The sequence below is a fragment of the Thalassovita sp. genome (genome assembly GCF_034670005.1).
Classification (GTDB): domain Bacteria; phylum Pseudomonadota; class Alphaproteobacteria; order Rhodobacterales; family Rhodobacteraceae; genus Thalassobius.
The window spans coordinates 284,195-308,273 of sequence record NZ_JAXMOH010000002.1 but is presented as its reverse complement, the minus strand read 5'-3'; the positions used below and the strand labels follow the sequence as shown (position 1 = coordinate 308,273).

The 24,079-nt window shown below is 60.0% G+C and carries 21 protein-coding genes; 12 read left to right on the top strand and 9 right to left on the bottom strand.

The window, feature by feature from the left end; translation table 11 throughout:
• The first annotated feature begins 79 nt into the window (after positions 1-79).
• From cysS to VOI23_RS05350, 4 genes are all read left to right on the top strand, one after another.
• A complete protein-coding gene (gene cysS, locus VOI23_RS05365; protein WP_323782645.1) occupies positions 80-1,462 on the top strand; it encodes a cysteine--tRNA ligase in 1,383 nt (460 codons plus the stop codon).
• Between the two features lie 118 nt (positions 1,463-1,580).
• Positions 1,581-3,197, top strand: coding sequence for a citramalate synthase (gene cimA / locus VOI23_RS05360; protein ID WP_323782642.1), 1,617 nt, complete (start codon positions 1,581-1,583; stop codon positions 3,195-3,197).
• Positions 3,194-4,168 (top strand): alpha/beta hydrolase, encoded by a 975-nt coding sequence (locus VOI23_RS05355; RefSeq protein ID WP_323782639.1) that lies wholly within the window; start codon positions 3,194-3,196, stop codon positions 4,166-4,168. The genes cimA and VOI23_RS05355 overlap by 4 nt, the downstream gene beginning before the upstream one ends.
• On the top strand, positions 4,158-4,937 hold the full coding sequence (locus tag VOI23_RS05350) for a squalene/phytoene synthase family protein (protein WP_323782636.1): 780 nt from the start codon (positions 4,158-4,160) through the stop codon (positions 4,935-4,937). Before VOI23_RS05355 ends, VOI23_RS05350 begins: the two co-directional genes overlap by 11 nt.
• 148 nt (positions 4,938-5,085) lie before the next feature.
• Here the strand turns inward: VOI23_RS05350 and VOI23_RS05345 are convergent, their stop codons facing one another.
• The 3 genes from VOI23_RS05345 to cobA all read right to left on the bottom strand — a co-directional run bounded on the left by VOI23_RS05345 (position 5,086) and on the right by cobA (position 8,531).
• Positions 5,086-6,306 carry an MFS transporter gene (locus VOI23_RS05345; RefSeq protein WP_323782633.1) on the bottom strand — a complete coding sequence of 407 codons (1,221 nt, stop codon included), beginning with the start codon at positions 6,304-6,306 and terminating at the stop codon, positions 5,086-5,088.
• Positions 6,307-6,414: 108 nt separating this feature from the next.
• Positions 6,415-7,683 (bottom strand): cobyrinate a,c-diamide synthase, encoded by a 1,269-nt coding sequence (locus VOI23_RS05340; protein ID WP_323782630.1) that lies wholly within the window; start codon positions 7,681-7,683, stop codon positions 6,415-6,417.
• Positions 7,680-8,531, bottom strand: a complete 852-nt coding sequence (cobA, locus tag VOI23_RS05335) for a uroporphyrinogen-III C-methyltransferase (RefSeq protein ID WP_323782627.1) — start codon at positions 8,529-8,531, stop codon at positions 7,680-7,682. Before cobA ends, VOI23_RS05340 begins: the two co-directional genes overlap by 4 nt.
• An 87-nt stretch (positions 8,532-8,618) precedes the next feature.
• Here cobA and VOI23_RS05330 point away from each other — a divergent pair, with 87 nt between their 5' ends.
• Genes VOI23_RS05330 through VOI23_RS05315 form a run of 4 tightly spaced genes read left to right on the top strand, consistent with a single transcriptional unit; the run spans position 8,619 to position 11,684 of the window.
• The gene (locus VOI23_RS05330) at positions 8,619-9,671 is read left to right on the top strand and encodes a cobalt-precorrin-5B (C(1))-methyltransferase (protein WP_323783698.1); all 1,053 of its coding nucleotides are present in this window, start codon (positions 8,619-8,621) and stop codon (positions 9,669-9,671) included.
• Positions 9,668-10,396: a cobalt-precorrin-6A reductase gene (locus tag VOI23_RS05325; RefSeq protein ID WP_323782624.1), complete on the top strand. Its 729-nt coding sequence runs from the start codon at positions 9,668-9,670 to the stop codon at positions 10,394-10,396. Before VOI23_RS05330 ends, VOI23_RS05325 begins: the two co-directional genes overlap by 4 nt.
• Positions 10,393-11,022 carry a DNA-3-methyladenine glycosylase 2 family protein gene (locus tag VOI23_RS05320; protein ID WP_323782622.1) on the top strand — a complete coding sequence of 210 codons (630 nt, stop codon included), beginning with the start codon at positions 10,393-10,395 and terminating at the stop codon, positions 11,020-11,022. The genes VOI23_RS05325 and VOI23_RS05320 overlap by 4 nt, the downstream gene beginning before the upstream one ends.
• A complete protein-coding gene (locus VOI23_RS05315; protein ID WP_323782619.1) occupies positions 11,019-11,684 on the top strand; it encodes an alpha/beta hydrolase in 666 nt (221 codons plus the stop codon). Before VOI23_RS05320 ends, VOI23_RS05315 begins: the two co-directional genes overlap by 4 nt.
• Positions 11,685-11,772: 88 nt before the next feature.
• On the opposite strand, the gene VOI23_RS05310 is transcribed toward VOI23_RS05315, so the two are convergent.
• The gene (locus VOI23_RS05310) at positions 11,773-13,356 is read right to left on the bottom strand and encodes an oleate hydratase (protein WP_323782616.1); all 1,584 of its coding nucleotides are present in this window, start codon (positions 13,354-13,356) and stop codon (positions 11,773-11,775) included.
• Positions 13,357-13,682: 326 nt separating this feature from the next.
• Between VOI23_RS05310 and VOI23_RS05305 the strand changes: the two genes are divergently transcribed.
• Positions 13,683-14,267, top strand: a complete 585-nt coding sequence (locus VOI23_RS05305) for an HNH endonuclease (RefSeq protein ID WP_323782613.1) — start codon at positions 13,683-13,685, stop codon at positions 14,265-14,267.
• Between the two features lie 53 nt (positions 14,268-14,320).
• Here the strand turns inward: VOI23_RS05305 and VOI23_RS05300 are convergent, their stop codons facing one another.
• The 5 genes from VOI23_RS05300 to VOI23_RS05280 all read right to left on the bottom strand — a co-directional run bounded on the left by VOI23_RS05300 (position 14,321) and on the right by VOI23_RS05280 (position 18,192).
• Positions 14,321-14,614 carry a DUF1330 domain-containing protein gene (locus VOI23_RS05300; protein WP_323782610.1) on the bottom strand — a complete coding sequence of 98 codons (294 nt, stop codon included), beginning with the start codon at positions 14,612-14,614 and terminating at the stop codon, positions 14,321-14,323.
• 290 nt (positions 14,615-14,904) lie between these two features.
• Positions 14,905-15,414: a polymer-forming cytoskeletal protein gene (locus tag VOI23_RS05295; RefSeq protein WP_323782607.1), complete on the bottom strand. Its 510-nt coding sequence runs from the start codon at positions 15,412-15,414 to the stop codon at positions 14,905-14,907.
• Positions 15,404-16,741: a M23 family metallopeptidase gene (locus tag VOI23_RS05290; protein ID WP_323782604.1), complete on the bottom strand. Its 1,338-nt coding sequence runs from the start codon at positions 16,739-16,741 to the stop codon at positions 15,404-15,406. The genes VOI23_RS05295 and VOI23_RS05290 overlap by 11 nt, the downstream gene beginning before the upstream one ends.
• A gap of 171 nt (positions 16,742-16,912) precedes the next feature.
• Entirely contained in the window at positions 16,913-17,719 is an 807-nt protein-coding gene (locus tag VOI23_RS05285; RefSeq protein ID WP_323783696.1) for a ferritin-like domain-containing protein, read from the bottom strand.
• Between the two features lie 14 nt (positions 17,720-17,733).
• The gene (locus tag VOI23_RS05280; protein WP_323782602.1) at positions 17,734-18,192 is read right to left on the bottom strand and encodes a peroxiredoxin; all 459 of its coding nucleotides are present in this window, start codon (positions 18,190-18,192) and stop codon (positions 17,734-17,736) included.
• Positions 18,193-18,296: 104 nt separating this feature from the next.
• Here VOI23_RS05280 and VOI23_RS05275 point away from each other — a divergent pair, with 104 nt between their 5' ends.
• From VOI23_RS05275 to VOI23_RS05265, 3 genes are all read left to right on the top strand, one after another.
• Positions 18,297-21,578 carry a DUF3971 domain-containing protein gene (locus tag VOI23_RS05275; RefSeq protein ID WP_323782599.1) on the top strand — a complete coding sequence of 1,094 codons (3,282 nt, stop codon included), beginning with the start codon at positions 18,297-18,299 and terminating at the stop codon, positions 21,576-21,578.
• Entirely contained in the window at positions 21,575-22,633 is a 1,059-nt protein-coding gene (queA, locus tag VOI23_RS05270) for a tRNA preQ1(34) S-adenosylmethionine ribosyltransferase-isomerase QueA (RefSeq protein ID WP_323782596.1), read from the top strand. The genes VOI23_RS05275 and queA overlap by 4 nt, the downstream gene beginning before the upstream one ends.
• A 96-nt stretch (positions 22,634-22,729) precedes the next feature.
• Positions 22,730-23,995: an MFS transporter gene (locus VOI23_RS05265; protein ID WP_323782593.1), complete on the top strand. Its 1,266-nt coding sequence runs from the start codon at positions 22,730-22,732 to the stop codon at positions 23,993-23,995.
• Positions 23,996-24,079 lie beyond the last annotated feature (84 nt).

The following is a 24,079-nucleotide window of genomic DNA, read 5'->3' as shown; positions in this document are numbered from 1 at the left end:
GCGCGGGCCGTTCTGATCTTCCAATGACATGACGAAGTTGATAAGCCCGCCGCGAGCCCGGCTGCGCGTGTGAGGACCTATGACGACGATCAAGCTGCACAATACCAGGACCCGACAAAAAGAGGTCTTTACCCCGATCGATTCCGACAATGTACGGATGTATGTCTGTGGGCCAACGGTTTATGATCGCGCCCATATCGGCAATGCGCGCCCGGTGGTGGTGTTCGATACCTTGTTCCGGCTCCTGCGCCATGTTTATGGGCCCGACCACGTGACTTACGTGCGCAACTTCACCGACGTGGACGACAAGATCAACGCCCGCGCCGCCGAAAGCGGCAGGTCGATTGCAGAGATCACCGCAGAAACCACCGGGTGGTATCTTGATGACATGGCGGCGCTCGGGGCGTTGGAACCTACACAAATGCCGCGTGCCACCGCCTATATCGGTGCGATGATTGCGATGATCGAGGACCTGATTGCCAAGGGCCACGCCTATGCGGCCGAGGGCCATGTGTTGTTTTCGGTGGAAAGCTACAAGGATTATGGCGCGCTGTCGGGCCGCACGGTCGATGACATGATCGCCGGTGCAAGGGTCGAGGTCGCCCCCTACAAACGCAACCCGATGGATTTCGTTTTGTGGAAACCGTCCTCCGACGACCTGCCGGGCTGGGACAGCCCGTGGGGGCGTGGCCGGCCGGGTTGGCATATCGAATGCTCGGCCATGTCCTACGAACTGCTGGGCGCCACCTTCGACATTCACGGCGGCGGTAACGACCTGATGTTCCCGCATCACGAGAATGAAATCGCGCAAAGCTGCTGCGCCCATCCCGAGGGTCATTTTGCAAATTACTGGCTGCATAACGAAATGCTGCAGGTCGAGGGCAAGAAGATGTCCAAGTCGCTGGGCAATTTCTTCACCGTGCGTGATTTGCTCGACGGTCATGACGGAATGCCCCCGGTGCCGGGCGAGGTGATCCGGTTTGTGTTCCTGTCGACCCATTACCGCAAGCCGATGGACTGGACTGCGAAGAAGGCGGCGGAGGCTGAGGTGACTCTGCGTAAATGGTACAAGCTTGTGGAGGGTGTGGAGCAAGGGACGGTGAACGAGGCGGTCATTGCGGCACTGGCCGACGATCTGAACACTGCTGGCGCAATCGCCGAGTTGCACAAGTTAGCGAGTGCGGGCGATGCGGCGGGGCTGAAGGCGTCGGCGCATTTGCTTGGGCTGTTGCGTGACGATCTGGGCGATTGGGCGGCGGAGCCCAACGCTGATCTGAGTGAGTTGGCCGAGAAGCTGGTCACCATCCGTGCGGCTGCGATGCAGAGCAAGGATTTTTCCGAGGTGGATCGGATGAAAGCGGCTCTGCTGGACGCGGGCGTCGAGGTGCGGATGAGCAAGGCCGGGGTCGAATTGCTGCCCGGGCCGGGGTTCGATCCTTCCAAGCTGGAGGCTCTGAAATGATACGCCGCACAACAACAGGCATGCGCCCGCCCGCCCCCAGGCGGGCGCAGAATGCGCCCGCCTGGGGGCGGGCGGGCGCATGCCGGGCCGCTGCGCGCCCCGGCGGGGAATGTGCAGAATGACAGAGCGCCTCTATATCTACGACACCACGCTGCGCGACGGGCAGCAGACCCAGGGGGTGCAGTTTTCGACCCCCGAGAAGATGCAGATCGCCACGGTTCTGGATGAGCTGGGCGTCGATTACATCGAAGGCGGCTGGCCCGGGGCCAATCCGACCGACAGCGAATTTTTCGAGGCGAAACCAAAGCTGAAAGCGCAGTTTACCGCCTTTGGCATGACCAAGCGGGCCGGGCGGTCGGCGGAAAACGACGATGTGCTGGCGGCGGTGATGAATGCAGGTACGCCTGCGGTTTGCCTTGTGGGCAAGACCCATGATTTCCATGTCGAGACCGCTCTTGGCATCAGCTTGGCGGAAAACATCGAAAATATCGCGCGATCCATTGAATATCTGGTGGCCCAGGGGCACGAGGCGCTGTTCGATGCGGAACATTTCTTTGACGGGTACAAGGCAAACCCGGGTTATGCGCTGGACGCGGTGCGCGCCGCTTTCGAGGCCGGGGCGCGATGGATCGTGCTGTGCGACACCAATGGCGGCACCCTGCCGGGCGAAATCGGGGAAATCACCCGCGCGGTGATCGCGGCGGGCATTCCGGGCACCCATCTGGGCATTCACACCCATAACGACACTGAAAACGCGGTGGCCGGGTCGCTTGCGGCCATCGATGCCGGGGCGCGGCAGGTTCAGGGCACCCTGAACGGGTTGGGCGAACGCTGCGGCAATGCCAACCTGACCACGCTGATCCCGACGCTACTGCTGAAGGAACCCTATGCCAGTCATTTTGAGACCGGGATCAGCCATGGCGCGCTGACCGGGATGGTGCGGGCCAGCCGGACGCTTGACGATATCCTCAACAGGGTGCCGTTCCGGCAGGCGCCCTATGTCGGGGCCTCGGCCTTTGCCCACAAGGCGGGGCTGCATGCCAGCGCGATCCTGAAGGATCCCAGCACCTATGAACATATCGATCCGGGCCTTGTCGGCAATGAGCGGATCATCCCAATGTCGAACCAGGCCGGGCAATCGAACCTGCGCCGCCGTCTGGCCGAGGCCGGATTGCAGGTCGACAAGGGTGATCCGGCACTGGCTCGGATACTTGATATCATCAAGCAACGCGAAGCCGAGGGCTATACCTATGACAGCGCGCAGGCCAGTTTCGAACTCTTGGCGCGTAAGGAACTTGGGCTGAGCCCCGACTTCTTCGAGGTCAAGCGCTACAAGGTGACGGTGGAGCGGCGCAAGAACAAGTATGACAGGATGATCAGCCTGTCCGAAGCGGTCGTGGTGGTGAAGGTCGACGGCGAAAAGAAACTGTCCGTGTCGGAATCTCTTGATGAAACCGGCGGCGACCGTGGCCCGGTGAACGCGCTGGCCAAGGCGCTGTCCAAAGATCTGGGGCGCTATTCGGACCAGTTGGCCGATATGCGTCTGGTGGATTTCAAGGTGCGCATCACCCAGGGCGGCACCGAGGCCGTGACCCGCGTTATCATCGACAGCGAAGACGGGCAGGGGCGACGCTGGTCCACCGTCGGGGTGTCACCAAACATCGTGGATGCATCCTTCGAGGCGCTTCTGGATGCGATCAACTGGAAATTACTGCGCGAAGGACAAGCGTCATGATCTGGGGAGTGGTTCGGGTCGCGGCTCTTTCGGCGGCGGTTCCACTGGCGATTGCGCTTGGGCTGATCGGATCGCAACGGCCCGGGGATCTGCCCGGCACAGAAGGGTTGGATTTCAGCCGTCAGATCGGGCGTCAAACCACGCCTCTGCCGATTGAAAAAGTGACAATGCGAGATGGGTTCAAGCTATCCGTGCGGTCTGTTTCAGGGCCGGAAAAAAGCCCGCTTCTGGTGCTGATCCACGGATCGGGCTGGCATGGTGGGCAATTCGACGGGGTAGCGCGGCAATTGGCGGGTAAGGCCGATGTTCTGGTGCCCGACCTGCGTGGTCACGGGGCGAATCCCGGGCGGCGCGGTGATCTGGACTATATCGGACAGTTCGAGGACGATCTGGCCGATCTGATCCATGCCCGGGTGAAGCCGGGGCAGAAGGTGATCCTCGCCGGGCACAGTTCGGGCGGCGGGCTGGTGGTGCGGTTTGCAGGCGGGGCGCAGGGCGATTTGATCGATGCCGCGATTCTGCTGGCACCTTTCCTGAAATATAACGCGCCCACCACGCGACCCAATTCCGGCGGATGGGCCCATGTGCTGACTCGTCGGGTGATCGGGCTGAGCCTGTTGAACGCGGTCGGGATCAAGGCGCTGAACGCGCTGACAGTGATCCAATTCGACATGCCAAAATCGGTGCTCAACGGGCCCTTGGGGCATACCGCCACGACCGCTTATTCCTACCGGCTCAACACGTCCTTCGCGCCGCGACCGTCCTATGAGAAAGACATCGCCGCCTTGCCGCGCTTCTTGCTGATCGCGGGGCGCGAGGACGAGGCATTTTTTGCCAAACGTTACGAACCGCTGATGTCCGAATACAACGATAAAGGGCGCTATGTGCTGATCGACGGGGTGTCTCATCTCGATGTGGTTGAGGCACCGCAAACGCTGAAATTGATCGGGGATTTCATTGATGGGATTTGACGACCCCGATCTGCTGGCCTGTGCGCAACTGGTCGAACAGGCCGATCCGGATCGGTTTCGGGCCGTCATGGCCGCGCCTGTTGCCGCGCGGGCCATGTTGTTCCCGATCTTTGCTGCCAATGTCGAGATTGCCCGTGCACCTTGGGTGACGCAGGAACCGATGGTCGCTGAGATGCGGCTGCAATGGTGGCGGGACGCTCTGCAAGAGATCGCGGAAGGCAAGCAACCCCGGCGGCATCAGGTAGTGACGCCGCTGGCGCAAATTCTGGATGTCCAGGGGGCGGTTTGGATCGACGACCTGATCGAGGCGCGCCGCTGGGACATCTACCGCGATCCTTTCGAAGACGAAACTGCGTTTGAAACCTATCTGCAGAACACGTCTTCCAACCTGCTGCTTGCCGCCGTTCAGGCTCTTGGCGGCGGCGACGAGGCGGTCATTCGCGATATCGGTTATGCCAGCGGGCTGGCCAATTTCCTTTGCGCGATCCCGGAGCTGGAAAAGGCCGGGCGGGTGCCGTTGCTTGATGGACGCGATGCCGCTGTCGTGGCGCTGGCGCGTGACGGGTTGACGCGGCTGTCACGCGCGCGCGCGCAACGCGACGGTATTGCGCCTTCGGCGGCTCCGGCACTGCTTTCGGCCTGGCAGGCCGGCTCGATCCTGACACGGGCGGTTGCGGCCCCGCAAAGGGTCAAGCAAGGCGCATTGCGGCCGTCCGAATTCCGCAAGAACCTTACCCTGCTCTGGCGTGCTCAACGTCACCGCTGGTAAGCCAGTAGTCTTCTTTTTAGAAATATCCGGGGTGAATGCGCGCGACGCGCGTAGAGGGGGGTACACCCCCTTCACGCTCCCTGCACCAAGCTAAGCCGACGCAACCGATCCGGGCGGCCAGCTTTCCCGGTATCAGATTTGCCCGGGGTCAGTAATCATCCTTCGGCTGGAACATCAGCCAGATCAACGCGCCACCGGCCAGCATCAGGAACGGGGCCATTGCCAGGTTGACGCTGGTCCAGCCCGCCTGAGCGCTGCCGCCCGAACAGTTCATCAAACCGCCCGAGGCCAGCGAGGCAAAGGTGACGCCGCCGAAAACCATCAGGTCGTTCAGCCCCTGCATCTTGCCGCGTTCATTCGGTTCATGCGCCCCCGCCAGCATGGTGGTGGCGCCGATAAATCCGAAGTTCCACCCCACGCCCAGCAGGACCAGAGCGATGAAGAAGTTTTCCAGTTCGACCCCCTGTAGTGCCACCGCCCCGGCCCCGGCCAGGATCACCAGACCGAAAGCGACGATCTTTTCCACTCCGAAGCGGGCGATCAGATGGCCGGTGAAGAAGGACGGGATATACATGGCCAGAACGTGGGCACTGACAACGTCGGCGGCAGTATTTTTTTCAAAGCCGCAACCGACCACGGCCAGCGGTGTCGACGTCATCACCAGGTTCATCAGCGCATAAGATACCATGGCGCAGATCACAGCGACCGCGATGCGCGGCGTCTTCAGCAGCTCTATCCGGCTGCGGCCGCGCGGGGCATCCCCGCTTGGCGCGGTCGGGCGCGGGATGTCGATGAACAGAAACAACAGCGATCCCAACACATTCACCCCGATCACGGCCATATAGGTGCCCATAAACGGAACCACGAAAGCGTCTGCCGTCAATTTCACCATCTGCGGCCCGATGATCGCCGAAGCAAGCCCGCCTGCCATCACGTAGGAAATTGCTTTCGGGCGGAACGTATCGCTGGCGGTGTCGGCGGCAGCAAAGCGATAGAACCCCTGTGCTGACATATAGACCCCGGTGATCAGACTGCCCAGCAGGAAGACCGGAAAAGAAGCAAGGTAGAGCCCGTAAGCCCCCACCGCCCCGCCAATAGCACCGGCGCCCGCACCCATAAAGAACCCGGTGCGGCGGCCATATTTCTGCATGATATGCGACACGGGCGTTGCCGCCAGCATGCTGCCCAGAACGATCAGCGAAATCGGTAGCGTTGCGAAACACAAATTTGACGCCAGAGACTGCCCGGCCAGCCCGCCGATGATAAAGATCATCGGCATCTGTGCGCCCAGAAACGCCTGTGCCAGAACCAGGATATAAACGTTGCGTCTTGCGCGGCTATCGTCGGGGACATATTCAGTTTGGGTCATGCGTGAAGTGCTAAGGGCAGATTTGCAGCGGCGCAAGGCGTGAATTGTGACGGACACAATTGCGAACCAACCTCACCCCAGAAGTGTTTTGAGCAAGAAGAAGGCGGATTAGCCCGTCGGATCGATGATATGAGCAAACGATCCGCTGACCCGGCCCAGGCTCAGCCCCATATCCGGCAGGTCGGTTCCTTCGGCGTCTTTGGCGCTGAACAGCGCCGGACCTTTGGCGCGCAACGTGGTGGCATAGTGAAATTCATGCGCCTTGAGCGGCATCTTGAAGGGACCGTGCAATGGGGTCAGGTCACGGTAGCCGAGATGTAATTTGCGGGTGGCAAAAGAGGTTTCCAGCGGCAGCAGGCCCAGCATTTCGTGACGCTGGCCATCTGCATCGGTCAGACCCGCGCCCAGGGTCATGTAACCGCCGCATTCACCATAAATCAGGGTGTCTTGCGCCGCATTTTTCAGGCTTTCCCTGAACCGTGTGTTCTGGGCCAGACGACCGGCATGAAGTTCGGGATAGCCGCCGGGCAGATAGATGAAGCCGGCCTTTGGCACCGGATCGTCAGCCAGCGGCGAAAAGAATTTGACCTCGGCTCCCATCGCGCGCCAATCGGACAGCAGGTGCGGATAACAAAAGGCAAAGGCGCGGTCGCGGGCCACGGCGATCACCTGCGCTGGCGGGGCGAAGCGAGCCCGCGCCGTGGCCACAGGCAAAGGGCGGGCGAGCGCCAGCAGGGCTTCGTGGTCGAGCGTTGTCGCCAGCGCATCGGCGGCACGGTTCAGGAACTGGTCCAGATCGACGCGTTCCCCAGCCTGCACCAGCCCAAGGTGACGCGAGGGCAGCGACAGGTCGGGTGCGCGCCGCATGGCAGCCAATACCGGTAGGTTCAGCGGTTCCAAGGCCCGGCGCAGCATGGTTTCATGGCGGTCGCTGCCGACATTGTTCAGGATGACCCCTTTGACTGGAACATCCGGATCGTGATGGGCAAAGCCCGCAACCAGCGGTGCCACTGACCCGGCCATGCGACCGGCATCGACGACCAGAATGACCGGCAGACGCAACAGCCGTGCCAGATCGGCCACCGCGCCCTTGCCATCGGGCGGAGCGCCGTCGAACAGGCCCATCGCGCCCTCGATGATCAACAGCCCGTCGCCCGCGGCCAATGCCTGCAACCGGTCTGGCGGCATGGCCCAGGCATCCAGGTTCATGCAGGGGGCATCGCAGGCGGCTTCGTGAAAACGCGGATCGATATAATCAGGACCGGATTTTGCACCCCGTACGGTGATGCCTTCGCGCGCCAGCAACCGCAGCAGCGCCAGAGTCACCGTGGTTTTGCCCGCACCGGAGGACGGGGCGGCGATGATCAGCCCGGTCATGATGCGTCGGACGGTTTGCCCCGGCCCAGCGGATCAAGGTTGCGCGGTTCGGCCCCCTGCATCAGCGCCTGCCAATCCAGGACCTGCCGCATCAGGACCGAACGGCCAACGCAGAGGATCGCGGGCGGTTCCAGCCCGCTGGCGGCGATATCAGAGGCCATTTGACCCAGCGTGGTTTCCAGAACCTGTTGCTTTTCTGTTGTCGCGGAACAGACCACCGCACAGGGTTCGTCGGCAGGGCGGCCAGCGTCCAACAGCGCATTGGCGATCCGGTCCACATGTTTCATGCCCATGTAGATGACCAGAACCTGCGCGCCTTCGGCAATCGCTTTCCAATTCAGCGAAGACGGGGTTTCGCCGGTTTGATCGTGACCAGTAACGAAGGTGACCGATTGGTTTACGTCACGGTGCGTGACCGGGATACCGGCATAGGCCAGTCCGCCGATCCCGGCGCTGATGCCGGGGATGATCCGCACCGGAACGCCATGTTGGATCAGCGTCTGCGCCTCTTCTCCGCCACGGCCGAACACGAAAGGATCGCCGCCCTTCAGACGCAGAACCCGCTTGCCCTCTTTTGCCAGATCCACCAGCCGCAGCGAGATGTCGCGCTGTTTCGCCGAGGGCTTTCCGCCGCGTTTGCCCGCATAGATATGGTCGGCCTGCGGCGCCCAGTCCAGGATCGATTCCTGCACCAACGCGTCGTAGATCACGACATCCGCCTGACGCAGTCCGTTGATCGCATGTAACGTCAGCAGTCCCGGATCGCCGGGACCCGCACCGCAGAGCCAGACCCAGCCAGGGGCTAATTTGGGCCAGTCGCCCTTTGGAAGCGTGAGTGAATCAGTCATGGTTTCCTTATGCCGCTCTCTGCGACCGCATTGAAGTCCGGAAACGACATATTGGCGCGGCTTTATCCTGCGCCTATAGTCGCGGCGATGGATCGGAAACCCAATACCGAATTGCGCCGAGGCTGGACCACGGGCGCCTGTGCTACCGCGGCGACGCGGGCGGCATTGATGATGCTGTGGGGCGAAGCCCGGCCTGAAAAGGTACGGATTACTTTGCCGCGCGGGGAACGGCCCGAATTCGCCGTGGCCGGAGCCGCGCAAGGGGACGGATGGGCCGAGGCGGCGGTGATCAAGGATGCTGGCGACGATCCCGATGTGACCCATGGCGCATTGATCCGGGCACGGGTCGAGGCGTCGGCGGGCGGGGTTGAATTTTCCGCCGGCGAAGGCGTGGGCATAGTGACCAAGCCAGGACTGCCGATCGCGGTAGGTGAACCGGCGATCAACCCGGTTCCACGACAGATGATGCAGGCCACGGTCGAGGAAATGGCCGCAAGGTTGGGGCAGCGCCCCGATATCCGGATCACCGTTTCGGTTCCGGGGGGCGCGGCGCTCGCGGATAAGACATGGAATCCCCGGCTGGGCATTAAGGGCGGATTGTCAATTCTTGGTACCACAGGAATCGTGCGGCCATTTTCCTGTGCCGCCTGGATTGCATCGATTCATCGTGGCGTCGATGTGGCCCGGGCCGAAGGGTTGCACCATGTGGCGGGCTGTACTGGCGCGACCTCGGAAAAGGTGGTGCAACGCCTTTATGACCTGCCCGATGGCGCGATGCTGGACATGGGCGATTTTGTCGGGGGCATGTTGAAATACATCGCCAAGCATCCGGTTGCGAAGGTGACGGTGGGCGGTGGTATCGGCAAGATTACCAAACTCGCCCAAGGCGCACGCGATCTGCATTCGCGCCGTGGCCAAGTCGATTTCGATCTGTTGGCACAATGGCTGGATGATGACCGGATGCGCCACTGCAACACTGTATTGCAAGCATATGATATTGCTGGTGAAAAGCTTTCTCATATGGTCGCCGGAAAAGCGCTGGAACAGGTTCAGTCCATGCTGCCAGAAAGCAGCATTGCCGATATCGTCGTTATCGATCGGGCGGGGAACATTCTGGCCCGGGCGGAGGGTGCCGCATGACCCTGCTGCTGTTGGCAGGAACCGGCGAGGCGCGTCAGATCGCTTGGGGACTTGCCGCGCGGGGTGTCGACGCGATCGCTTCTCTGGCTGGGGAAACGAAATCCCCCGAAACTTATGCCATTTTCACCCGGATTGGCGGCTTTGGCGGGCGCGAAGGGTTTGAACATTTTCTCGAATGCGAAAATATATCGGCAATCCTGGATGCAACGCATCCCTTTGCAATGCAGATCAGCCTGCGCACCGCGGAAGTCGCAGGTCAGCGGGGCATTCCCTATTGCAGATTGTTGCGCCCCGCCTGGCAGGCAGAGCCGGGAGATGACTGGACCCATGTTATCGGCGAAACCGGGGTGGTGGGGGTCATTCCCGCCGGGGCGCGGGTGTTTCTGGCAACCGGACGCAAGACGCTGCGCTGTTTTGCGCCGCTATCGGATTGCGATCTGACCCTGCGTGTGGTCGACCCGCAACCAGAACCGTTCCCGTTGCCGAACGGGCGATATCTGGTGGCGCGACCACCGTTTACGTTGGAAAGCGAAATCACATTGTTTCAGGATTTGGATATCGACTGGCTTGTGACAAAAAATGCTGGCGGCGAAGCGTCTTACGCCAAACTCCTCGCGGCGCGTAAACTTGGGATCAAGGTGGCGATGATCGACCGGCCACCACAACCCAATATGCCCAGTGTCGCCACGGTTGATGCAGCGCTGGCTTGGGTGGACGGGCTATGATCGGGCGGATTATCGAAACAGAGGATTGCGTCGCGGAAGGCATTGACTGGCTTTGTGCGAAGGATCCGAAAATGGCCGAAGCCTTTGCCGCCACCGGGCCATTGCCGTTGCGCCGCAATCCCGATGGGTTCGCGCAGCTTCTCAGCGCCATCATTTCGCAGCAGGTCAGTGTCGCGTCGGCCAATGCAATCTGGGCGCGGTTGGAAACAGCCGGGTTGCTGACGGCCGAGGCCATATCAGAGAAAACTCATGACGAATTGCGCGCGGTCGGGCTGAGCCGACAGAAGGCGCGGTATGCGCTGGCACTGGCCGAGACGGGGATCGATTACGCCGCGTTGCGTCAGGCCCCGACCGAACAGGTGATCGAGACCCTGACCGCCGTGACCGGTATTGGTATCTGGACGGCGGAAATCTATGCGATGTTTTCGCTCGGCCGGGCCGATGTGTTTGCCCCCGGAGATCTGGCGTTGCAGGAAGCGGCGCGGATTCTCTATGACTTGGACGAGCGTCCGAAGGAAAAGGCGCTGCGGCAGATGGCCGAAATCTGGAGCCCGTGGCGCGCCGTTGCGGCGCGGCAGCTTTGGGCCTATTACCATGTGGCAAAAGACAGGGAAGGGATCAGATGACACGGGTTTTACAGGCGGGCCGGAAAGAGCCCAAATCGGGTGTGACACGGTCGGTCGTGGTGTTTTTGCACGGCTATGGTGCCAATGGGGCCGATTTGCTGGGGCTGGCCGATCCGCTGTCGGACCATTTGCCCGACACGTTGTTCATCGCGCCCGATGCCCCGGAAATGTGTGCCGGGGCACCGATGGGATACCAGTGGTTCCCGATCCCGTGGATTGACAATTCGTCGGAGGAAGAGGCCGAACGCGGGATGCAGCAGGCAGCCGAGGACCTGAACGCGTTTCTGGACGCGATCCTGATCGACGAAGACCTGTTGCCGGAACAGATGGTGCTGTTCGGGTTTTCCCAAGGCACGATGATGTCGCTGCATGTCGCGCCACGGCGGGAAGACGAAATCGCCGGGATCGTTGCCTTTTCCGGCCGTTTGATGGCGCCTGAATTGTTGGCTGATGAGGCGGTGTCGAAACCGCCGATCCTTTTGGTGCATGGCGATCAGGATGACGTGGTGCCGGTGCAGTCGCTGCCCGAAGCGGCAGAGGCGTTGCAGGCCGCCGGGTTCAAAGAGGTTTACGCTCATATCATGAAGGGCACTGCCCACGGTATTGCACCCGACGGACTGTCGGTTGCCCTGGCCTTCATGCGCGACAAGCTCGGGCTTTGATCCGGATCGGGCCAGAGGGGCTTTGCCCCTCTTGGCTTGCAGCCAATTCACCCCAGGATATTTTTGAACAGAAGAAGAGGGGCCGAAACTAGCCCCCCATCAGCACCTTCGCCGCCCGCATGAGCACCAAAGGATCGCGGTCGGTATGCGCAACGGGTGGTGGTGGATCGCAGCGGCCCGTCAGTTGCGAAACGGCCATTCGGGCCGAGCGTACCGAGTATTCGACGGTAAAGACACAATCGCGCGGCTGTTCGACGAATTGCCCCAGCAAGGCGAAATTCTGCGATCCCGCCGGGCGCAGCTTGGGCCGGTCGCCGGAGCTGCGAGGCATGAACTGGCTGGTGATGAAGGGCATACGGCAGGGGATGACGCTGGCATTGTCAAACCAAGCTATCTGTTCCGCATTCAAGTTTAATTGGCCATACAGTTCGGTCAGGATGTCTTTGCCGCTGGCTTGCCACATCGGTTTGCGGACGAAGTCGCCCTCTCGGTCGCCGCGCAGCGCGTAGCCCCAGAGGGTATAAAGCCCTTTCTTCTGATTGCGAAAATGTGGCTGATGGAACAGAACGATGGACAGCGTCCAACCAGAGGAGGCGAATGTCACCAATCCGCCAGTTCCGGTTCGGTTGCCGGTAAAATCCTCCATGAATTCGAAAAATTCCGGTCCTTGCAGCGTCACGGTAAAGGAATGCCAAGCGGTTTTGCCGGTGTCGCCGCAGAAGACTTCGGGGCGGCCGAAGCCACTGTTTTCTGCGGCCAGCTTGCGCCAAAGCCGCCAGGCCCCGGATTCGGAATCGTCAAGCGGTGGGGCGGTGTCCATATCGCCAAGAACTGATCCATCGGTCATTGAGCCGAGCGTAACATAGGCACGGTCCTGTGGCCGGATCGCGACCGTTTTGCCATCTGACAGGGTCAGGCCGGTGATCTGGCGCGCGGACAGGTCGCCTGTGATCGTTAGGTCTGTCACAGTTGTGCCGGTTTCGAACTCGACGCCCCGATCTTGCAGCCAATTGATGATCGGCGCGATCAGCGAGTCATATTGATTGTAGCGGGTGCGCAGGATGCCAGCGATGCGGGTGAATCCGGGAAAGAGATGAATGAACCGGCGCAGGTAGCGTCGCATTTCGATCAGCGAATGCCACGGCTGAAATGAAAACATCGTCGACCACATCATCCAAAAATTGCTGTCGAAGAAACCGGGATGGAACCAGTCGTCGATTTGCCTGCCGCCCAACCCGTGTTCGGAATGCAGGATCAGCCGGTTGATATCGAGGATATCGAGCGGCGACAGCGTCAGGTCATAGCGATCTTCTGCCGGTTTGCCATTGCGTACCAGGCGGCAGTTGGACGATCCGGGCACCATGTCGTTGAACGCCATGATGTCGTCTTTGACTGAGAGTGCAGGGTCATCGGCGGATGGAATGGAGTCGAGCAGGTCGAACGTGCAGGCGAAGTGTTTTTCGAACATCCGGCCGCCGCGCGCCAGATAGCCATGTTCGGCATCGCCACCACCATCGAGCGACCCGCCCAGAACCGTCAATTGTTCATAAATCCGGATTCGGTCACCGGAGACGCCTGCATCGCGGATCAGGAAGACCGCTGCCGCCAGCGAGGCAATGCCACCGCCAACAAGGTAATGTCGTTCATCATTCGTCATTTCTGCGTCTTGCATTTCCCGTACTCCCCTGAACAAGCGCAAATGCGCCGACCGGTTGGAGTATATCGGATTTTCGGGGCGCACCGTTTGCGCGACATCAAGGACAGCAATCCTGCGTGCGGGCGCTAATACCAGCGGTGATTTGGAACAATCTGCATGAATTTTAAGCACAGATCCGTCACCTGAGTGTCATCATGTTCCGTCAAGCTTTGGATGAAGGTGCTGCATATCGTGGGGGTTGCCGGATCAGCTACACGATATATAGTTAAATCAGAGTTGGGGCGGGGTGTCCCGCCTTGGTGCCACGATGAGGCAGACAGGGTAGGGAGCTTTTGAACCTAATGGACGGAGATTTCAGGCACGATTTTGTAAGGGAAAAGGCGGTGCTGAAACATCATCCCGCGCTTGTTTTGAATGCGGATTACCGGCCGTTATCCTATTACCCGCTATCGCTGTGGCCCTGGCAGGAGGCGATCAAGGCGGTTTGGCTGGACCGGGTCGATATTGTCGCCGAATATGATTTCGAGGTCCGAAGCCCCAGTACACGGATCAAGATACCGTCGGTCGTGGTTCTGAAAGATTACGTTAAACCCCAAAAGCGCGTGGCCTTCACGCGCTTTAATTTATTTTTGAGGGACGAATTTTGTTGTCAATATTGCGGCGGCAGGGGGGATCTGACTTTTGATCACGTAGTCCCGCGCGCCAGCGGGGGCATCACCAGCTGGGAAAACGTGGTGGCGGCCTGTTCGCCCTGCAACCTGAAAAAGGGGTCGAAAAGCCTGCGCCGGGCCGGGCTGCATCTGCGCAAACCGCCGCGCCGCCCGACCGCAGAGGAACTGCGCAATATGGGGCGGAAGTTCCCGCCCAATCATCTGCACGATAGCTGGCTGGATTTTCTGTATTGGGATGCCGAGCTGGACGCGTAGAGGGGGGCGTTCGTGCATTGCAGAACCGCTTTGCAGACGCAGATGCCTTTCAGTTAGGGCAGTTTGTCGACGACGATTGCATTCAGCGTGGAGCCGGAGCGCCGCAAAGTAGCGAGTTTTTGGAACGCGGCTGAACTCCAGAAGCTTTTGGCGCAGTGGCGATCAGGAAACTCGATAATAAATGCCGCGTCCGGAAGCTGACTTTCACCTTCCAGACGTTCGGGATCGCCCCCACGGACGAGGAACTGTCCTGAATGTGCAGTCACGACATCTGGGATCTTAGAGAAGTACTCCTCCATCCAGTCGCGACTGTGAATCTGCATCTGGCCTATTATGAATGCGGTCATGAATTTGTGGCTCTCGGCTGAACATAGGCTACGGCCTCCAACGTTATGGGATGGACCAGCTTGAGGCAATTTGTCTTTGCAGCACAGGCTCAGCGCCCGACCGCGCCATGGGCGGGTGCGTTGATTTCGTTTGCAATACCTATGAATTTCGGGTGTGGCGGCACGATAAAGTGGCGGCCACAGACGTTCGTGTGCCTACCCACGGTCGGGGGGCGCCCTCTGTTGGGAAATTCGCGGAACAAAAAAGCGCCCCAGAGGGCGCTTTTCCAATTCCGGTCCTGAGCGATTGCTCAGCCTTCGGCTTTCGGTGCCGCGGCCGGTGCCGCTGCGGCAGGCTTTGCGCCGCCGCCTTTCCCGCCGGTCAGCGGGTCGTCCTGGCGCTGAACCGAGCCTTCGAAATGGGCGCCGGATTCGATCGCGATGGTTTTATGGATGATGTCGCCCTCGACCCGCGCGGTCGAGGTCAGGCGCACTTTCAAGCCACGCACACGCCCGACGATGCGGCCGTTGATCACGACGTCGTCGGCGACGATTTCGCCCTTGATCGTGGCGGTTTCGCCGACGGTCAGCAGATGGGCGCGAATGTCGCCTTCGACGGTGCCTTCGACCTGAATATCGCCGGTGGTCTTCATATTGCCGGTGATATGCAAATCCGAGGACAGAACCGATGCGGGCGGTTTGGCCTTGGGTGGCGTCGCTTTGAAGTCGCTTTTCGGCGCGGCAGGGGTTTCAGGGGCTGCGGGTTTTGCAGCGTCTGCGGCCTTGGGGCCGGGTTCGTTGATTTTGCTTTTAGAAAACATCGTTTGCAGCCTTGATATAGATCATCGGATTGACGGCCTTGCCGCCGACGCGCACCTCATAATGCAAATGGGTGCCAGTGGAACGTCCGGAGTTTCCCATATCACCGATACGGTCCCCGCGCGAGACCCTTTGACCGACCTTCACGCGAATTTTTGACAGATGAGCGTAGCGGGTTTCGATTCCGAACTCATGCTGTATCTTGATAAGCCGACCATAGCCCGAAAGCCAGCCCGCATGTGTCACCACGCCATCGGCGGTCGAAAACACCGCAGTGCCGACCGGCCCGGCGAAATCCGATCCCTTGTGCAAACGGCGTCCGCCGGTTTTGGGATCGCGGCGATAGCCAAAGCCGCTGGTATAGCGCACGGCCGCATGAACCGGTTTGGCGAAAGGCGCTTTGGTTGCGGCGATCCGGTAGAGGTTCAGCGCATCCAACTGGTTCAGAATACGATTGGCGCGTGAGGTGTCCAGGCTGGGCTCTTCACCACTGGTCGAGAAAGATAGCGGTGTCAGCGGGCCTCCCTGACCGGAATAGCTTCGGCGGACCTGATTAATCAGGCTGTCGGTGTTCAACCCGGCAGAGCGGAACATTTTGTCCAACGGTTTGACAGAGACTGTCATAGCGTCTTCGAGCTGGCGGAAAATAACGTCGTTCTGATCGCGCATCAGTTTGATCTGGAAGGCGAGATCGTCCGCTTCGGTCAGGGCCTGTTGCGCATCGGCCAGGATCTTGTCGCGCTCGGCGGCGGTGTCTGACAGCGCCGAGACAAGGAAATCAACGGTTTCACTGACATTTTCACCAGCATCTGCCAGAGTGTCGGCATGAGTGGTTTCAGTGGCTTCTTGTTCCAGTGCGGCCAATTCCTGACGGGCGGAATCGCGTTGTTTCATCGTCTTGCGCAGATTGCTCTGGATCACTTCAATTCCGGTTTCCAGTTCACGCCGCGCGGTTTCCGAAGCGAGAAGTTCGGTCTGCATCTCCGAAATCTGGTCCAGCGCCAGATTGAACCGCGCCTGTGATGCCAAGGCTTCTTCGGACCGCGTATCGCGTTCGCTGGCCAACTGGTTCAGGCGGTGTTCATAGGTTTGCTGATCGCGTCTGGCCTGATCGCGGAAATTGCCGGATCCGATACTGTCCATCAGCAGGACAGCGGTCGCGACAATGGCCCAGGCCACAACTGCCGCGCTCCCTGCGCAGGCGATTATCTGAGTTGACGGACGCAGGCGTATAAACCGCGTTTCGCTATCCGATCTCAGAAAAAGACGCCGTTCGGGAAACCACGGTTCCAAAATAGCGTCGATACGTGCCGTAAGACGTGTTCTCACGCGTCCGTCCTTTTTTTCCGTCCCCAATCGCAGTTATCCGCTCTGTCGGCGCATTGGCTGCAGCGTTTGTTTACCAGAGCGTGGCCTCAGAGCAACAAATTTAACGGACTGGAGCCGGGAGGGCGGTGGAAAACCGCCCAATTGGCAAAATATTGCCGATTCAGGAAGGGGTTAGCGACCATGCGGGGGCGTTTGGTCGGCCAAAGGCCAGTAAAAATCCGGTGGCAGACCTGCCTCGGCCCGCTTTTCTTCGTTGAAGGGTGGTTTCAAAGCGCCGTGGAAATAGGTGCGCACCAGATCGTGGAACACATCCTTGGGGTCCAGATCGTGACGCCCGCATAGAAAATGGAACCATTTCGACCCGTAGGCGACATGGCCGACCTCCTCTGCATAGATGACTTGAAGTACCTCCACCGTCCCGGTTTCATTGGCCTTTTCGAAGATCTCGATCATGCCCGGTGTGACATCCAGTCCGCGCGCTTCGAGCACCATCGGCACCACCGCCAACCGGCCCAGCAAATCTTCGGCAGTGTCTTCGGCTGCCCGCCACATGCCTGCATGGGCGGGCAGGGCGCCGTAATGGCTGCCCATCTGTTCCAGGCAATCGCAGATCAGGTTGTAATGCTTGGATTCCTCGTCGGCCGATTTCACCCAGTCGTCGTAGAACCCGATCGGCATTGGCACATGGCCGAACCGCGCAATGATGTCCCAATGCAAATCGACCGCGTTCAGTTCGATATGGGCCACCGCGTGCAGGATCGCGATCCGGCCTGCCGGGCTGCCGGGGCGGCGGCGCGGCACGTCGCGCGGGTTCAGCAATTCCGGTTTTTCCGGGCGGGCCGGGCGCAGCGGCGGATTGGCGGTGCTGACGGGAATGGTGTCGCCCGCCTTACGCGCGGCGAACCAGGTGGCGGCGTGTTTGTGCGACAGCGCGGTCTTTTCGCGCCCATCGGCGGTTGTCAGAACCTCCACCGCCATTTCAGTCAGGGTTTTCACAGAGCTTTCACCGCCTCCAGCACCTCTTCGGCATGGCCATCGACTTTCACCTTGCGCCATTCGCGGGCGATATTGCCGTCGCCGTCGATCAGGAAGGTCGATCGAACGATGCCCCAGAACTTCTTGCCATACATGGATTTTTCTTTCCACACGTCATAGTCCTCGCAGGTCGTGCCCTCGGCATCGGACAGCAGCGGGATGCCCAAGTCCTGCTTGGCGCGGAATTTTTCATGCGCCGCGATATCGTCCTTGGAAATGCCGAACACCTTGGCGCCTGCCGCTTCGAAATCCGCCTGCATAGCGGTGAACGCCTTGGCTTCCTTGGTGCAGCCTGAGGTATTGTCGCGCGGATAGAAAAACAGCACCACAGGGGCAGGACGCAGCGCCGACAATGTGACGGGCGCGCCGCCATCCTGCGGCAGGGTGAAATCGGGGGCGGCTTTTCGATCTGTCACGGCAATTCCTCATCATGTGGATTCTGATCCCGGTTAGGTATAGCGTTGCGGACGCAAGAATAAAGCGTCACAGACCGACGGGCAGAGCAGCAGGAGACCGGGGCATGTCCCCCAAGCCAGACAATCAACAACGCAAGCGGCTAAGCCGTAAAGCCCGGGCGGCGCTTTGGGTTGGCGGCGGGATTTTGGCCGTGTTGGCGGTTGCAGTGTGGTTGGTTTATTCCGCGATCGGGCGACCGATCCGGGCGCCGGAATGGCTGCAACAGCGAATCGAGGCCCGGCTGGGTCAGATGTTGCCGGACATGGATGTGACATTCGGTGCGTTGAGCGTTCTGGTGACAGACACTGGCCGCCCGCGGGTTCTGTTGCGCGATGTCGAGATTTCACAATCCGATGGGCCGGTGATCCTGACGATGTCGGATCTGCAAACAGGTCTCGCGTTGCGGCCCTTGTTGCAGGGCAAGGCGCAGTTGGGCCGGGTCAAACTTTCGGGGGCAGAGATCAACGTGACCCGGCGCAAGGATGGGTCGTTTGACCTGTCCTTCGGGGCATCCCTGCCTCAGGTGGAACAATCCGCCAGCATTCAGGAACTGGTGACCGGGCTCGACCGGTTGCTGATGTCGGATCAATTCGCCGATTTAACCCGGGTCGATGCCGATGCGATGATCGTGCGCTATGAGGATTTGCGATCGGGCCGGGCCTGGACCATTGATGGGGGCAGGTTGCGACTGACCCGGGACGGTGACGAACTGCGCATCGGTGGAGATCTGGCGCTGTTGGGCGGCTATGATTACGCCACCACGGTGGAGTTGAACTTCGAAAGCCAGATCGGGTCGGCGGCGGCACAATTCGGTATGATCTTCGAAGACATGGCCGCGCAGGATATCGCGGCGCAAAGCGCGGCCGTAGCTTGGCTAGACGTGGTGCGGGCACCGATTTCCGGTGCCTTGCGCGGATCGGTGACCGAAACCGGGTTTGGTAACATCAGCGGTACATTGCAGATTGCGGAGGGCGCGATTCAGCCGACCGATCAGACCAAACCGATCCCGTTTACCTCGGGCCGGGCCTATTTCACTTATTCCCCGGCGGAACAGACTTTGGTTTTTGATGAGGTGTCGGTCAGCAGTGAATGGATCACCGCACGGGCCGAGGGCAAGGCGATACTGCGCGGAGTGGAAAACGGCCTTCCAAAGGAATTGCTGGGCCAATTCACGCTGACTGGCCTGACGGCCAATCCTGAAGAGTTATTACAGACGCCGCTGTCTCTGGATGCGGCGCGGATGAGTTTCCGAATGGCGCTGGACCCTTTCGTGATGACGATGGGAGAACTGACTCTGGAAGAGCAGGGGCAGGTCGTGGTGGTCAGCGGCGAAGCGGCAGCCGAACCGGACGGGTGGCGATTGTCAGTCGCCGCGCAGGCGGAACATCTGGATTCGGACGTGGTGCTGGCGCTTTGGCCGGAAAAGCTGAAAACCAAAACCCGGACATGGATCGCGGAAAACATCCACCAAGTGACCCTGTCACGTGGCCAGCTGGCCTATCGCAAGCATCCCGATCAGCCCCACGATATCTATCTGGGATTCGAATACGACGATGCGGAGGTGCAGTTTTCCCGCCTTATGCCACCGATCAAGAACGCGTCGGGCCATGCCGAACTCAATGGCAATACTTTTACCGCCGCTACGGATCATGGTGTGATTCAGGCAGATCAGGGTGGATTGATCGATATTTCTGGCAGTTCCATCGTTATCCCCGACACCACGCAGAAACCGACCCCAGCCAAGGTAAATCTGGTCACCGACAGTACCGTTACCGCTGCACTGTCTCTGCTGAACCGTGACCCTATCAATCTGATGACCAAGGCCGATCGCCCTGTCGATCTGGCCGACGGACGGGTCAAGGCGCGCGGGACGCTGGATCTGTTGTTGAAGAAAAAGCTGCTGCCGGAAGAGGTCCGTTTCAATGTCTCCGCAGATCTGAGTAACGTCACCAGCGACAAGCTGGTGCCGCAACGTATCTTGCGGGCGACGCATCTCGATCTGGCGGCCAGTAATGATTTGCTGAAGATTTCCGGTCGCGGCCAGATCGGGCAGGTCGGGTTCGACGCTGTTTACGAAGACGATTTGCGCGTTGAGAACAAGGGCAAATCCCGCGTTTATGGTGTCGCCGAGCTGTCGAACGCGTTCCTCGACGAGTTTTCCATCGCGCTTCCGTCCGGCAGTCTGTCGGGACGCGGCGATGGTGTGTTTGAGATTGCTTTGGAAAAGGGCCAGCCGCCACGGTTCAGCCTGTCCAGCGATCTGCAGGGAATCGGGCTGCGGCTGCCTGAAATAGGCTGGTCTCTGGCTAAAAAAACGGCAGGGTTGTTCGAAGTGAACGGACAGCTGTCATCGCCGCCGGTCGTGGAACGTCTGGCGCTGACTGCACCGGGGTTGCGGGCCGAGGGGGCGCTGACGCTGAAACAGGATGGCGGGCTTGATCAGGTGCGGTTCAGTTCGGTCGCTGCGGGGAATTGGCTGAACGCGCCCGTTACCCTGATCGGGCGTGGGAAAGGACGGGCCCCCGAGGTTCGGATTTCGGGCGGCTGGGCGGATTTGACCAAGCGACCAGATACGGCAACCAGCGGTGGTGGCGTGGCGACCGGCGGCAGCCCAATCAGCGCCGCGCTGGACCGGGTGCAGGTCACCAAATCCATCGCGCTGACGCGGTTCCGGGGCGATTTCACCACCGGGAATGGGTTTTCCGGTGTCTTTTCGGGCTTGGTGAATGGCAAAGCCCCGATATCCGGCAAGGTGATCCCGGTTTCGGGACGCAGCGGATTTGAAATCAATTCTGACGACGCGGGTGCCGTAATAGCCGCGGCAGGATTGATGAAAACAGGCCATAAAGGCACATTGCGTATGACACTGAACCCTGCGGCGACTTCTGGTGAATATGATGGCGCGCTGGATATCAGCAATATCCGCATCCGCGAAGTTCCCGCCCTTGCGGCGCTGCTCAATACGATCAGCGTTGTCGGTCTGCTGGAACAGATGAGCGGCACCGGCATCCTGTTTGGTGAGGTGGAGGCCCGGTTCCGCCTGACCCCGGACCAGTTGATCCTGCGCCGCAGTAGCGCGGTGGGTGCGTCGATGGGGTTGTCGATGGACGGGATTTATGATTTCCGCAGCAACAAGATGGATTTTCAGGGTGTGTTGTCGCCGATCTATGCGCTCAACGCCATCGGGTCGATCCTGACCCGCAAAGGTGAAGGGTTGATCGGGTTTAACTACGGGCTGCGCGGCAGCCCAGAGACCCCCAGAGTCCAGGTCAATCCGCTGTCGATCTTTACACCCGGGATGTTCCGCGAGATATTCCGCCGCCCAGCCCCCGAGGTCAGCCAATGAAACTGAGTGATTTCGATTTTGAATTACCGGAGCGTTTGATCGCGACCCGACCTGCCAAACCGCGCTCTTCGGCGCGGCTTCTGGTGTCCGAAGGGGATCGCATCAGCGATGCCCATGTCTATGATCTGCCCGATTGGTTGCGTCCGGGCGACCGGCTGGTGCTGAACGATACCAAGGTGATCCCGGCGCGGTTGTCGGGGGAACGGCACCGCCAGGGGGCCGAGGGCGAAACCCGCGCCCGGATCGAGGTGACGCTGCTGGAGCCGCGCGCGGACGGGACTTGGGTGGCGCTGCTAAAGCCACTGAAGAAGATACGCGAGGGCGAGGATATCCGCTTCTCCGCTGCGCTGTCAGCCCGGCTGGAGGCCAAAGAGGACGGTCAGGGGGGGCTGCGATTCAATCTGACGGGCGATGATTTCGATGCGGCTTTGGCTGCGGCCGGGATGATGCCATTACCACCCTATATCGCGGCTAAACGCGCCGCTGACGATCAGGACAAACAGGATTATCAGACCGTTTTCGCCCGTCATCCCGGCGCGGTGGCTGCCCCCACGGCGTCCCTGCATTTCGACGATGACCTGTTGGCAGCGATCCGCGCCAAAGGGGTCGAAACCACACATGTAACCCTGCATGTGGGGGCAGGGACGTTCCTTCCGGTCAAGGTCGAGGACGTGACCAGCCATAAAATGCACGCTGAATGGGGCGAGGTTTCTGAAACTGCGGCGGCCGAGATCGCTGCGACCAAAGCGGCGGGCGGACGGGTGATCCCGGTCGGCACCACCGCATTGCGCCTGATCGAAAGCGCAGCGCGCGGCGGGCAGATCGCGGCGTGGCGCGGTGAAACCGATATTTTCATCTATCCCGGGTTCGAATTTCATGTGGCCGACGCGTTGATGACCAATTTCCACCTGCCGAAATCGACCTTGATGATGCTGGTTTCGGCTTTGATCGGGCATGACCGGATCAGGCGGATTTACGATCATGCGGTGCGCGAAGAATACCGGTTCTTCTCTTATGGTGACGCGTCTTTGCTGATACCGCCTAACAGAGATTGAAGTTTGGCGTAAATCGACATGTTTGTGTCGCTTTCAGCGATCAGCATAAACCTATAAACACCGTAAGCAGCGGGTCTGCTTTGAGACGAGGTCAAAATGATACAAATTCTGTCCAGCGCCTGGCCCCTGTTTTTGGGCTTGATGCTGTTAATGGTCGGCAATGGTCTTCAGGGCACTCTTTTGGGGGTGCGCGGCCAGATCGAGGGCTTCTCGACCTTTCAGATGTCGGTCGTGATGTCGGCCTATTTCGTCGGCTTCCTCGGGGGATCGCGGATGGCGCCGGAAATGATCCGGCGGGTGGGGCATGTGCGGGTCTTTGCGGCGCTTGGATCGTTGATTTCCGCCGTGCTGATCCTGTATCCGACCTTTGCCGATCCGTGGGTCTGGACTGCGGGCCGGATTTTGATCGGATTTTGCTTTTCCGGCGTCTATGTCACGGCAGAAAGCTGGCTGAACAATGCGGCAACCAATGAAAACCGCGGCAAGGCACTGTCGCTGTATATGATCGTACAGATGATCGGTATCGTTGCAGCGCAGGGTTTGTTGCTGACCGCTGATCCGTCGGGTTTCATTCTGTTCGTGATCCCGTCGGTTTTGGTTTCGGTTTCGTTTGCCCCGATCCTTCTGTCGGTCAATCCGACGCCCGCTTTCGAAACGACTAAACCGATGAGTCTGCGCGAATTGTTAAGCATTTCCCCGTTGGGCTGTGTCGGCATGTTCCTGATGGGGGGCGTGTTCGCGGCGCAATTCGGTATGGCTGCGGTCTATGGCACCGAAGCCGGATTGAGCCTTGGGAAAATTTCCACCTTCGTGGCGACGTTTTATATCGGCGCGGTTCTGCTGCAGTATCCGCTGGGATGGATTTCGGACCGAATGGACCGGCGGTTGCTGATCATGATAGTGGCCGCCATCGGCGGTGCCGGAGGAATACTGGGTCTGCTGTTGGGCGGGAATTTCACCCTGCTGCTGGTCGCGGCGTTTGTGATCGGTGGAACCTCGAACCCGCTTTATTCACTGCTCATCGCCTATACCAACGACTTTCTCAATGTCGAGGACATGGCTGCGGCATCGGGCGGAATGGTATTTATTAGCGGCGTCGGAGCGATTGCCGGACCGCTGATCATTGGTTGGGTAATGTCCAAGGTCGGCCCGCAAGGGTATTTCGCGCTCATCGCGGTTCTGTTGCTGGCGACGTCGGCCTATACCGCCTACCGGATGACACAACGCCGGGCGATTCCAAGCGAAGATACCAGCGCCTTTACCCCAGTGATGCAGTCCTCGACACCGGTCGCGGTGGAGTTTGCGCGGGAATATGCCTTTGACAGCGCTAACGAAGATGAAGAAATGACCAACGAGAGCTAATACTACGTGATTGTTGTAATTTTTTACTGTCAATCCGCAAGAAATTGAATGTAACATTTTCATGTAAGGATTTGCCAAAGGCCA

Bases quoted from the DNA above. Each gene is read 5' to 3' on its own strand.
- cysS (WP_323782645.1), top strand. From the start codon at position 80: ATGACGACGATCAAGCTGCACAATACCAGGACCCGACAAAAAGAGGTC.
- cimA (WP_323782642.1), top strand. From the start codon at position 1,581: ATGACAGAGCGCCTCTATATCTACGACACCACGCTGCGCGACGGGCAG.
- VOI23_RS05355 (WP_323782639.1), top strand. From the start codon at position 3,194: ATGATCTGGGGAGTGGTTCGGGTCGCGGCTCTTTCGGCGGCGGTTCCA.
- VOI23_RS05350 (WP_323782636.1), top strand. From the start codon at position 4,158: ATGGGATTTGACGACCCCGATCTGCTGGCCTGTGCGCAACTGGTCGAA.
- VOI23_RS05345 (WP_323782633.1), bottom strand. From the start codon at position 6,306: ATGACCCAAACTGAATATGTCCCCGACGATAGCCGCGCAAGACGCAAC.
- VOI23_RS05340 (WP_323782630.1), bottom strand. From the start codon at position 7,683: ATGACCGGGCTGATCATCGCCGCCCCGTCCTCCGGTGCGGGCAAAACC.
- cobA (WP_323782627.1), bottom strand. From the start codon at position 8,531: ATGACTGATTCACTCACGCTTCCAAAGGGCGACTGGCCCAAATTAGCC.
- VOI23_RS05330 (WP_323783698.1), top strand. From the start codon at position 8,619: ATGGATCGGAAACCCAATACCGAATTGCGCCGAGGCTGGACCACGGGC.
- VOI23_RS05325 (WP_323782624.1), top strand. From the start codon at position 9,668: ATGACCCTGCTGCTGTTGGCAGGAACCGGCGAGGCGCGTCAGATCGCT.
- VOI23_RS05320 (WP_323782622.1), top strand. From the start codon at position 10,393: ATGATCGGGCGGATTATCGAAACAGAGGATTGCGTCGCGGAAGGCATT.
- VOI23_RS05315 (WP_323782619.1), top strand. From the start codon at position 11,019: ATGACACGGGTTTTACAGGCGGGCCGGAAAGAGCCCAAATCGGGTGTG.
- VOI23_RS05310 (WP_323782616.1), bottom strand. From the start codon at position 13,356: ATGCAAGACGCAGAAATGACGAATGATGAACGACATTACCTTGTTGGC.
- VOI23_RS05305 (WP_323782613.1), top strand. From the start codon at position 13,683: ATGGACGGAGATTTCAGGCACGATTTTGTAAGGGAAAAGGCGGTGCTG.
- VOI23_RS05300 (WP_323782610.1), bottom strand. From the start codon at position 14,614: ATGACCGCATTCATAATAGGCCAGATGCAGATTCACAGTCGCGACTGG.
- VOI23_RS05295 (WP_323782607.1), bottom strand. From the start codon at position 15,414: ATGTTTTCTAAAAGCAAAATCAACGAACCCGGCCCCAAGGCCGCAGAC.
- VOI23_RS05285 (WP_323783696.1), bottom strand. From the start codon at position 17,719: ATGGCGGTGGAGGTTCTGACAACCGCCGATGGGCGCGAAAAGACCGCG.
- VOI23_RS05275 (WP_323782599.1), top strand. From the start codon at position 18,297: ATGTCCCCCAAGCCAGACAATCAACAACGCAAGCGGCTAAGCCGTAAA.
- queA (WP_323782596.1), top strand. From the start codon at position 21,575: ATGAAACTGAGTGATTTCGATTTTGAATTACCGGAGCGTTTGATCGCG.
- VOI23_RS05265 (WP_323782593.1), top strand. From the start codon at position 22,730: ATGATACAAATTCTGTCCAGCGCCTGGCCCCTGTTTTTGGGCTTGATG.